Annotated in this window: 9 protein-coding genes; 2 read left to right on the forward strand and 7 right to left on the reverse strand. The window is 74.9% G+C overall.

Translation table 11 applies throughout. The features are described from left to right. The 3 genes from ACFT55_RS16260 to ACFT55_RS16270 form a co-directional block, all read right to left on the reverse strand. Window positions 1-1,579, reverse strand: a 1,579-nt coding sequence (locus ACFT55_RS16260; protein ID WP_380244882.1) for a hypothetical protein, incomplete at its 3' end; no start/stop codon positions are given. A gap of 83 nt (window positions 1,580-1,662) precedes the next feature. Beyond that, complete coding sequence (locus ACFT55_RS16265; RefSeq protein ID WP_380244883.1) at window positions 1,663-3,423, reverse strand: hypothetical protein; 1,761 nt, start codon at window positions 3,421-3,423, stop codon at window positions 1,663-1,665. A 131-nt stretch (window positions 3,424-3,554) separates the two neighbouring features. Further along, the gene (locus ACFT55_RS16270; RefSeq protein ID WP_380244884.1) at window positions 3,555-4,709 is read right to left on the reverse strand and encodes a VIT1/CCC1 transporter family protein; all 1,155 of its coding nucleotides are present in this window, start codon (window positions 4,707-4,709) and stop codon (window positions 3,555-3,557) included. 255 nt (window positions 4,710-4,964) lie between these two features. On the opposite strand from ACFT55_RS16270, the gene ACFT55_RS16275 reads away from it, so the two are divergent. Next, window positions 4,965-5,576, forward strand: coding sequence for a ribonuclease H (locus tag ACFT55_RS16275; protein ID WP_380244885.1), 612 nt, complete (start codon window positions 4,965-4,967; stop codon window positions 5,574-5,576). Further along, a complete protein-coding gene (locus ACFT55_RS16280) occupies window positions 5,569-6,522 on the forward strand; it encodes a DNA-3-methyladenine glycosylase family protein (protein WP_380244886.1) in 954 nt (317 codons plus the stop codon). The genes ACFT55_RS16275 and ACFT55_RS16280 overlap by 8 nt, the downstream gene beginning before the upstream one ends. A 40-nt stretch (window positions 6,523-6,562) precedes the next feature. On the opposite strand, the gene ACFT55_RS16285 is transcribed toward ACFT55_RS16280, so the two are convergent. The 4 genes from ACFT55_RS16285 to ACFT55_RS16300 all read right to left on the reverse strand — a co-directional run. After that, window positions 6,563-6,742, reverse strand: a complete 180-nt coding sequence (locus ACFT55_RS16285; protein WP_380244887.1) for a hypothetical protein — start codon at window positions 6,740-6,742, stop codon at window positions 6,563-6,565. Between the two features lie 156 nt (window positions 6,743-6,898). Beyond that, window positions 6,899-7,555 (reverse strand): DsbA family protein, encoded by a 657-nt coding sequence (locus ACFT55_RS16290; RefSeq protein ID WP_380244888.1) that lies wholly within the window; start codon window positions 7,553-7,555, stop codon window positions 6,899-6,901. Window positions 7,556-7,634: 79 nt separating this feature from the next. Next, window positions 7,635-9,104 (reverse strand): flotillin family protein, encoded by a 1,470-nt coding sequence (locus tag ACFT55_RS16295; RefSeq protein WP_380244889.1) that lies wholly within the window; start codon window positions 9,102-9,104, stop codon window positions 7,635-7,637. Between the two features lie 42 nt (window positions 9,105-9,146). Then, a partial coding sequence (locus ACFT55_RS16300) for an NfeD family protein (RefSeq protein WP_380244890.1) occupies window positions 9,147-9,341 on the reverse strand: 195 nt, incomplete at its 5' end.

Consider the following 9,341-nt stretch of genomic DNA (forward strand, 5'->3'; position numbering starts at 1 on the left):
CCACCGAGTCGACCACTCCGGCCAGGTCGCCCGACGCGACCTCACCGAGCACGGCGTCGACGTCGTCGAGCGCGTGCTCCACGACCTCGTCCGTCACGCCCGCCTCGGGCTCGTCGGCTCCGAGGACGTCGTCGACGACACCATCCGCACCGACGAGGCCGTCCACCGTGCTCTCGACGGTCGGCTCCGTGCCGAGCGCGTCGTCGACCGTGGCAGCCACGTCCGAGACGCCACCGAGGACCTCGTCCACCGTGGTGTCCAGGGTCGCCCCCGCACTGCCCAGGTCGCCCAGGTCACCCAGGTCACCGAGGTCGCCCAGGTCAGCCGGGCCACCCAGACCGTCGAGGCCCGGCAGGCCGGCGGCCGCGTCGCCCTCGAGCGCGTCGTCCACCAGGCCGTCGTCGGCGACGACGGAGTCGAGGACGCCGTCCAGGTCGCCCGCCGTCACGTCGTCGAGCGTGGTGTCGACGTCGTCGAGCGCGTGCTCCACGACCTCGTCCGTCACGCCGGCCTCGGGCTCGTCGGCGCCGAGGACGTCGTCCACGACCCCGTCCTCGCCGGCCACGGCGTCGGTCACGCCGTCGACGGTCGCACCCACGGTGTCCTGCACGGCGGTGCCGGTGCCCAGGACTCCGTCCACCGCACGGGTGGCGGAGTCGGCGGTCTCGCCGACCTGGTCCACCGCCTGGTCGACGCCCTGGTCCTCCAGCGCGTCGTCGGCGACCCCGTCCTCCGCGGTCACGTCGTCGACGACCCTGTCGAGGTCGCCGGCGGCGAGGTGGCCCACCGTCTCCTCGACGTCGTCGGCCACGTGCTCGAGGGCCCGGTCGGTCACGCCTGCCTCGGGCTCGTCGGCGCCGAGGACGTCGTCCACGACCCCGTCGTCACCCGTGACGCCGTCGACGGTGTCCCGCACCGCCGAGCCGGTCCCGAGCGCCTCGTCCGCAGCGCCGGCCACGTCCGAGACCTCGTCCGAGACCCGCTCCACGACCTTGTCGACGGCCGCCCCGGCATCGCCGGCACCGGCCTTCGCGTCGGCCTTGGCGCCGTCCTGCGCGGGCTCGGCGGCACCGGCCTCGTCGGGCGTCGTGCCGCCGGCGGCCTGGTCGCCCCCGGAGGTCCCGTCGCCCTGGTCGGACGGCTGGTCCTCGACGGCGTCGTCCAGGACGCCGTCCTGGCCGGCGACGTCGTCGACGACCCCCTTGACGTCACCGGACTGCACGTCGTCCGCGGTCTGGTGCACGTCCTCGGCGACCGCGTCCACGAGGTCGTCCGTCGTCGTGGCGGACTGCTCGTCCGGTCCCACGACGTCGTCGACCACGCCGTCCGCACCGGCGACGGCGTCGACGACGTCCTCCACCGGGTCCGTGTCGACCTTCGGCAGGTCGACCGGCGTCTTGAGCGACGCGTCGCTCGTCTCCTCGGAGACCTCGCTGAGATGCAGGTCGACCGAGGTGTTCTCTCCGACGGTGACGTCGGCGACGTCCCCGTCCGCAGCTTGGGCCATCACGGCCCCGGCGACCACGAGGCCGCCTGCGACGAGCGCGGTGTTCACGGCTCGCCGGACATACGTATGCATGATCCGCTCCTGACTGACGTGGTGCGCGGGTGGCAGACGCCGCCCGCGGTCGCTGTCGCGCGAGAGGGCGCGACGCGGCCACGTCAGGCAGGAGAGACGGGGATGTCCAGGGAGACCGCGGGGAGGCGGTCGAGCTGGTCGGCCGTGAGGACCGTCCAGCCACGCGAGGTCACGTGGGCACGGCCCACGAGGTCGGCGGCGGCGTCGCCACCGGCCCCGCGGGAGGTGGAGAGCGAGGCCCCGCCGGCCGCAGCGACGGCGGGCGACGAGGGGGTGGCGGGGTCCGGCCCGCGGTCCGCCGGGACGGCGGTCGGGAGCTCGGCGGCCACGACCTCGGGCACGAGCGGCAGGCTCGGCGCGTCCGAGGTGGTCGGCAGGGACGTCAGGTACGGCGCGGCCGGCACGGTCCGCGTGGCCGGCGCGGCGCCCCGCGAGGACGCGGCGGGCTCGACGGCGGTGGCGGCCGGTGCCGACGACGGCGCGACGGCGACCGGCACGGAGGCAGCGGGCGTGGCGGCGGGCGTGGCAGCCGGCGCGGGTGCCGGGTCGAGCACCGGGTCGAGGACGGGGTCCAGGACCGGGTCGAGGGCGGGCGCCGTGACGTCCGTGACGGGCTCGACGACCGGTGCGAGCACTCCCCCGACGGGCTCGACGACAGGCGCCAGCGCGTCGACCACGGGGGCGGTGGCGTTCAGGACCGGGTCCAGCACCGGCTGGAGCGAGCCCGTCACGGGTGTCACCAGCCGGACGACCGGGTCGAGCACCGGGTCCAGCGTGCGCACGACCGGAGCGACGACCGCGCCCACCCCGTCCGTGACCGGGGCGAGGGGCTTGACCACCTCGTCGACCACGCGGCCGACCGGCTCGAGCACGGGCGACGTCGCCTTCGTGACCGGGGACAGCACGTCGGCGACCGTGTCGGTCACCGGGGCGAGCGTCTCGCCGACAGGGGTGGTGACGTCCTCGACCACGCCCGCCACCGGGTCGATCACCGGCGCCAGGGGCGTCAGGACACCCTCGACGATCGCGCCGACCGGCGCCGTCACCGCACCGAGCGGCTGCACCGCACGCTCGATCAGCTCCGCTCCGGGCAGCTCCGGCGACGTCGGGGTCGCCGGCTCGGCGTCGTCCGCGCGCTCGGTGGTGTCGGCCGGCTCGTTCTGCTCCGACGGCGCTGCGGGCTTCGGAGCGGCCTTCTCAGGCGCCCCCTGGCCGGCCTCGGCGTCCTGCTCGGCGTTCGCCGCGTCCTCGCTGCTCGCGGCCGCCTCGGCGGCCTCGGCGGGCTCGCTGTCCTCGGCGGGCTGGCCCTTCTCGGTGCTCTTGACCGGCTCGCTGTTCTTGTCGGGCGCGCTGTTCGCGGCGAGCTGGTTCTTGCCGGTGCTCGCGGGCTGCTCGGTGCTCGCGGGCTGCTCCGCTCCGGCGGGCGCCTCGTGCGTGGTCAGGTCCTGGGTGACGCTGTCGACGGCCTGCTCGGCGGGTGCGACGGCGTCGTGCACGGCCTTCCGCACCGGCTCGAGCGTCTCCCGCACAGGCGCGACGGCCTTGTCGAGGACGTCGCGCAGCGGATGTGCCCCAGGAGCCTTCGCCGTGGCGGCGGGCTTCGACGCGGGCGAGGTCTGCGGCTGCTCCGAGGGCTGCTCGGCGGGCTGCTGGCCCGGGTGCTGGCCGTGGTCGACGAGCGTGCGGACGAGGGACGTCACCGGGCCGTCGGCCCGGCCACCGTCGTCGGCGGACGCGGAGCCCGCGACGGCCACGCTCAGCGCGGCGGCTCCCAGCAGTCCGGCCGCGGCGGCCCCGGCGCGCGCGAACCACCGACGGCGTGCTGCCGCCGGCGCTCGGTCCACGCTGCGTGCCACTCGGCCCCCTTCGATGCCACGCTGGTCATGCACATGCCATGACCCACGTCACACTGTGACGCCCGAGCAACGGTCTCGCAACAGCACCGCCGAAAATTTCACCCGGTGGCGCGGACGCCTCAGGCCACCGAGGTGCCGAACAGCAGCCCGAGGGCGTACGTGACCGCCGCCGCGCCGAACCCGATCGCGAGCTGGCGCAGCGCACGCGTCCAGGGCGACGTGCCCGAGAGCAGACCGGTGATCGCGCCCGTGACCAGCAGCGACAGCCCGACGAGCCCGGACGCCACGAGGATCGCCTGGACGCCCGTGAGCCCCAGCAGGTACGGCAGCACGGGGATCAGCGCGCCGGACGCGAAGAAGCAGAAGCTCGAGATCGCCGCGCCCCAGGCGGTGCCGTGGGTCTCCAGGTCGTCGTCCGCCTCCGCCCCCGCGGCGCCGGACACGGCGTCGGACGCGGCGGGCTCGTCGTGCAGGACCTCGGGCGCCAGCGTCCCGGTCGCGGCCAGCCCGGCCAGGACGCGGTCGGCCCGCCCCTGCGCCTCGTCGGCGGCCATGCCCCGCGCCCGGTAGACGAGCGCGAGCTCGTTGGCGTCGACGTCGAGGTGCGGCAGCGCGCCGGCGCTCTTCGGGTCGGGCGTGGACGCCTCGAGCAGCTCGCGCTGCGAGCGCACGGAGACGAACTCGCCCGCGCCCATCGACAGTGCGCCGGCGAGGAGACCCGCGACGCCCGTGAGGAGCACGGTCTGGGACCCGACGCCGGAGGCGCCGATGCCGAGCACGAGGGCGAGGTTGGAGACGAGGCCGTCGTTCGCGCCGAAGACGGCGGCGCGGAACGTGCCGGACATCCGGTTGCGTCCCCGGGTCGCGAGCGCCCGCACGACCTCCTCGTGGATCTGCTCGTCCGCCGCCATCGTCGGGGTCGCGAACTCCTCGCGGTCGTACGTCGAGCGCGCCTCCGCGCGCTGGGCGAGCGCGAGCACGAACACGCCACCGAAGCGGCGGGCGAAGAGGCCGAGCATGCGGGTGCGCAGGTCGCCGCGCAGCGGCCTGCCGCCGTCGTCCCCCAGGAGGTCGAGCCAGTGCTGCTCGTGCCGTCCCTCGGCGTCGGCGAGCGCGAGCAGGACGGCGCGCTCCTCGCCGGTGCGGCGGCGGGCGAGGTCGCGGTACGTCGCGGCCTCGGCCCGCTCGTCGGCGAGGTAGCGGCGCCAGCGTCGGACGTCCGCGGGGCGGCGTGCAGGGCGGTCGGGCGCGGGCATGGCGGTGCCGTCGGTCATGCCGTCATGATGTCCGCTGCGGGGCGGTTGCGGGTTCCGGGCGGGGCCCGGGCGGCTTCCGGGGGCGCGCGCCGGAGTTTTCGGACGTCCGCAGCCGGACGCGCGACAGGCCGTGGTGTGGACGCGCACCCGAGTGTCACCGGCTCGGGGCACAATAGGGGCGGCGTCCGGGGTCGGCCGGGCGCGGCCCGTGGTCGGCCACGAGGGGCGACCGCGAGCTGGACACCAGGGGCTCGGACAGTAGGGGACTCCGGCGTGATCATTGTCAGCACTGACGGCTCGTGCCTCCGCAACCCCGGTGGCGCGATCGGCTGGGCGTGGATCGCCCACGAGGGCGGGCGCTTCGACTCCGGTGGCGCCGCGTCCGGGACCAACCAGGTCGCGGAGCTCACCGCCCTGCTGCGCGCGATCGAGGCGCACCCGGGGGCGGAGCCGCTCCTCATCGAGTCGGACTCCCAGTACGCGATCCGGTGCGCGTCCGAATGGATCCACGGGTGGAAGCGCAAGGGATGGCGCACGGCGGCCGGCGGCCCCGTGAAGAACCTGGAGCTGATCCAGACGATCGACGACGCCATCACGGGCCGCGAGGGCCCGGTCCGGTTCCGCTGGGTGCGCGGCCACGTCGGTAACCCATTCAACGAGCGCGCCGACCAGCTCGCCGGGCTCGCGGCGCAGGACTGGGCCGCCGGGCGTGGCGGTGTGGACGAGCTGCTCGTCATCGCGGGCGACGAGACGCCGCGGGGCGGCGCCGGCCGGGATGCCGGCCGGGACGCCGCCGAGCGCCCGGCCGCGCGGCCGTCACGCGAGGCGGAGCCCGTCGGCGCCCGCAGCGACGGCGGCTGGGAGCTCGGAACCCTCTTTGACTAGCACGAGCCCCACCACCGTCGCGGCCCGCCCGAGCGCGGGCGACGTGACGGTCGAGCACACGTCCGACCGACCGCTCGACCTGGGGCTGACGCTCGCCCCGCTGCGGCACGGCGCCGGCGACCCGACGTTCCGCCGCACCCCCGACGGGGCCCTGTGGCGCACCACGCTGGTGCGCACGGGTCCGGTCACGCAGCGGCTGGTCGCCCACGGCGAGCGCACCGTCGTCGCGCAGCACTGGGGGCCGGGGGCCCGCGAGGCGGCCGACGACCTGCCGCGGCTGCTCGGCGAGGAGGACGACGCCTCCGCGTTCACGCCGCCGCCGCAGGCCCGGGACGCCGCGCGACGCACGCCCGGGCTACGGATGTGCCGCAGCGAGCGCGTGCTCGAGGCGCTGGTGCCCGCCGTGCTCGAGCAGAAGGTGCAGGTCGTGACGGCGCACCGCGCCTGGCGGTGGCTCGTCACCCGACACGGCTCCCCCGCGCCGGGGCCTGCGCCGGACGGCCTGCGGGTGGTCCCGTCCGCGCGCGCGTGGGCGGCGGTCCCGACGTGGGACTGGCACCGGGCCGGCGTCGACCCGCGGCGTGCGGCGACCGCGGTGCGGTGCGCTCAGGTCGCGGCGCGGCTGGAGGACGCCAGCGGGATGCCCGGCGAGGAGGCGCGTGCCCGGCTCGAGAAGGTGCCGGGCGTGGGCCGGTGGACGTCGGCGGAGGTGGCACAGCGCGCCTTCGGCGACCCGGACGCCGTGTCCGTCGGGGACTTCCACCTCGCGGCAGCCGTCGGGTGGGCTTTCACCGGCGAACGCACCGACGACGAGGGGATGCTGCGGCTGCTCGCGCCCTACGCACCGCACCGGCACCGCGTGGTGCGGCTGCTGTTCCTCGACCGACGGCCGCAGGCCCCGCGCCGGGGGCCACGGCTGTCGATCGCGGACTACCGCACGTTCTGAGGACGGCGCGGCGCGTACCGCGCCGTCCCGCGCGCAGCCGTCAGTCGGGCAGGCTGCACACGCCGTCCACGCACACGGCGCCGTCGTCGCCCAGCAGCTGGAGCGGACGTTCGTCCGCGCCGTGGTGGGGTGCGGCCGCCTCGGCCGCGCTGACGGTCATCAGCGTGGTGCGGCGCGGGTTGGCGATCGAGCGGTACGAGCTCTCGGTGGCGTCGTTCATGTTTCTCCTCCAACGGACCCACGGCCGCGGTACGCCCGAGCGTGGCTGGCTCGAGGCCGCGGCGTTCCCCGCGACGGTGCGGGCAGGCCTCGATTCTCGGTGATACGCCGTCTCACTGCCAGGGCTGGCGGTGTGAGTTGCGCCTCGGTCGGGCGGTCAGGCCTCGGCGAGGACCTGGTCGAGCACCTGCACGAAGACGTTCGGGTCCTGCGCGCCCGAGACGCCGTACCGGCCGCCGAGCACGAAGAACGGGACGCCGTTGATGCCGTAGGAGCGGGCACGGGCGATGTCGTCCGCGACGGCCTCGGCGTAGGTACCGGCGTTCAGCGCGACGACGACGGCCTCGCGCTCGAGGCCGACCTCCGCCGCCAGGTCGGCGAGGTCCTCGACGTGGCCCACGTGCTCGCCCTCGGTGAAGTAGGCCCGCAGCAGGCGCTCCTTCATCTCCTCCTGCTTGCCGAACGCCTTCGCGAGGTGGAGCAGCTCGTGCGCCTTCAGGGTCTTGGTGTGCCGGACCTGGTCCATCCGGTACGTCAGGCCCTCGGCGGCGGCGAGCGCGGTCACCTGGTCCTGCATCTGCTGGGCGGTCTCCAGCGGGATGCCCTTGTGGTCCGCGAGGAACTCGGTCGCCGTGCCGTCGAAGTCGACGGGGGTGTCGGGCGAGAGCTCGAAGGAGTGGTACTCCACCTCCACCTCGGGGGCGGCGCCGTCGCGCTCCGCGATCCGCTGCAACGCAGTCTCGAAGCGGCGCTTGCCGATGTAGCACCAGGGGCACGCGACGTCCGACCAGACGTCGATCTTCAAAGAAGTCACGCCCAGGCCAACGCCCCGCTGCGGAAGGCGATTCCCGCAGCGGGGCGTGGCGTGCGTCGCACGGGCGACGACGGGGCGCTCAGTTGAGCGGCACGCTCTCCTCCGACGTGGGCGCCAGCTGGGAGCCGGCGATCCCGGCGATGAGCTGGTGGATGTCCACGCCGGTGAGCTGCTTGACCACGCCCTGGCCCTCGCCGAGCACGGCGGCGACGGTCTTCGTCACCGAGGACGCACCGTCGGTCGAGACGACCGTCATGCCCTGGATGTTGCCGATCGGCTCCGCCGCGGCGCGGACGATCTCCGGCAGGCGCTCGATGAGCTCCTGGACCAGCGCCGCCTCGCCGTACTTCTTGAGCGCTTCGGCCTTGGCGTCCGTGGCCACGGCCTCGGCGCGACCCTCGGCCTCCACCGCGAACGCCTTGGCCTCACCCTCCGCCTTGATACCGGCGGCCAGCGCGATCTGGCGGTCGCGCTCGGCCTCGCCGGCACGACGGACGGCGGCGGCCGACGCCTCGGCGTCCTGGATCGCGGCCGTCTTGTTCGCCTCCGCGATCGTGGTGCGCTTGAACGCGTCCGCCTCGGTGGCGGCGTTCGCGGCGTCACGGCGGGCCGTCGCCTCCTGGACCTCGGCGTACGCCTTCGCCTCGGCGGGCTTGCGGACCTCGATGTCGAGACGCTCCTGGGTCACGCGGGCCTTCTCGGCCAGCGCCTCGCGCTCCTGTTGCGCCACGAGCCGGTCCTGCTCGGCGCGCGCGAGCTGGCCGGCCGCCTCCGCCTCGGCGTTCGCCCGGTCCGTGTCGGCCTTGATGGCAGCCTTCTTGAGGTCGAGCGCCTTCTGCCGCTCGGCGATCTGCTCGGCCGCCTCGATGACGGCGAACTCCGAGACCCGGCGCGCCTCCGCCTCGGAGACCTCCGCGACCTGCAGCGCGCGGGCGCCCTCCGCCCGGCCGAGGTTGGCCAGGTACTCCGAGCCGGGCGTCGAGATGTCGGAGATGTTGAGGAGGTCGACCTGCAGCCCCTGCTCGGCGAGGTCGGTCTTGGTCGACTCGACGACCCGGTCCGACAGGCCCTTGCGGTCGGAGATGATCTGCTCGATCGTCATGTCGCCGACGATGGAGCGCAGCGAGCCCTCGAGGGACTCCTTGATGATCTCGGTGAGCATCTCCTGCTGGGACAGGAAGCGCTGCGCGGCGCGGCGCACGCCCTCGTCGTCACCACGGACCTTGAAGTTGATCGACGCCTTGATCGCGATCTTGATGCGGTTCTTGTCGACGCCCTCGACGGTGATCCCGATCTGCCGCTGCTCGAGCGAGATCGCGAAGCCCTGCTGCAGGATCGGCCAGACGAACGTGCGGCCGCCGATGACGACCCGCTGGCTCTGGGCGGCGCTCTCCTTCTTGCCGGCACCGCGGCCGACGATGACGAGGGCCTGGTTCGGCGGCACCCGGCGGATGCGCTGGGCGACGAAGATGCCCACCGCGAGGAACGCCACCACGAGGGCGAGCACCGCGATCGTGGTGATGAAGCTGCTGTCGGACGAATCGAACATGGTGCGCGCCGGAGCGCGTCTCCTTCCGGTCGAGGGGAGAGGTCAGCGGGCGAGCGTGCCGGGCTGGTGCAGCCCGACCCGCACGGTGGAACCGGAGTGCTCGAGCACCACGACGCGGGACCCCGCCGCGATGGGCTCGTCCGAACGGGCCAGGCGACGCTCGAGCTCGGTCGGGACGTCGAGGGACACCTCCCCCGAGGTCGCCGTCACGTCGGTGGTCGCCGTGCCGTGCGCGCC

Origin of the sequence: Isoptericola sp. NPDC057191 (assembly GCF_042670225.1) — a bacterium.
Taxonomy (GTDB): domain Bacteria; phylum Actinomycetota; class Actinomycetes; order Actinomycetales; family Cellulomonadaceae; genus Isoptericola.

Bases quoted from the DNA above. Each gene is read 5' to 3' on its own strand.
- ACFT55_RS16285 (WP_380244887.1), bottom strand. From the start codon at position 6,742: ATGAACGACGCCACCGAGAGCTCGTACCGCTCGATCGCCAACCCGCGC.
- ACFT55_RS16270 (WP_380244884.1), bottom strand. From the start codon at position 4,709: ATGACCGACGGCACCGCCATGCCCGCGCCCGACCGCCCTGCACGCCGC.
- ACFT55_RS16295 (WP_380244889.1), bottom strand. From the start codon at position 9,104: ATGTTCGATTCGTCCGACAGCAGCTTCATCACCACGATCGCGGTGCTC.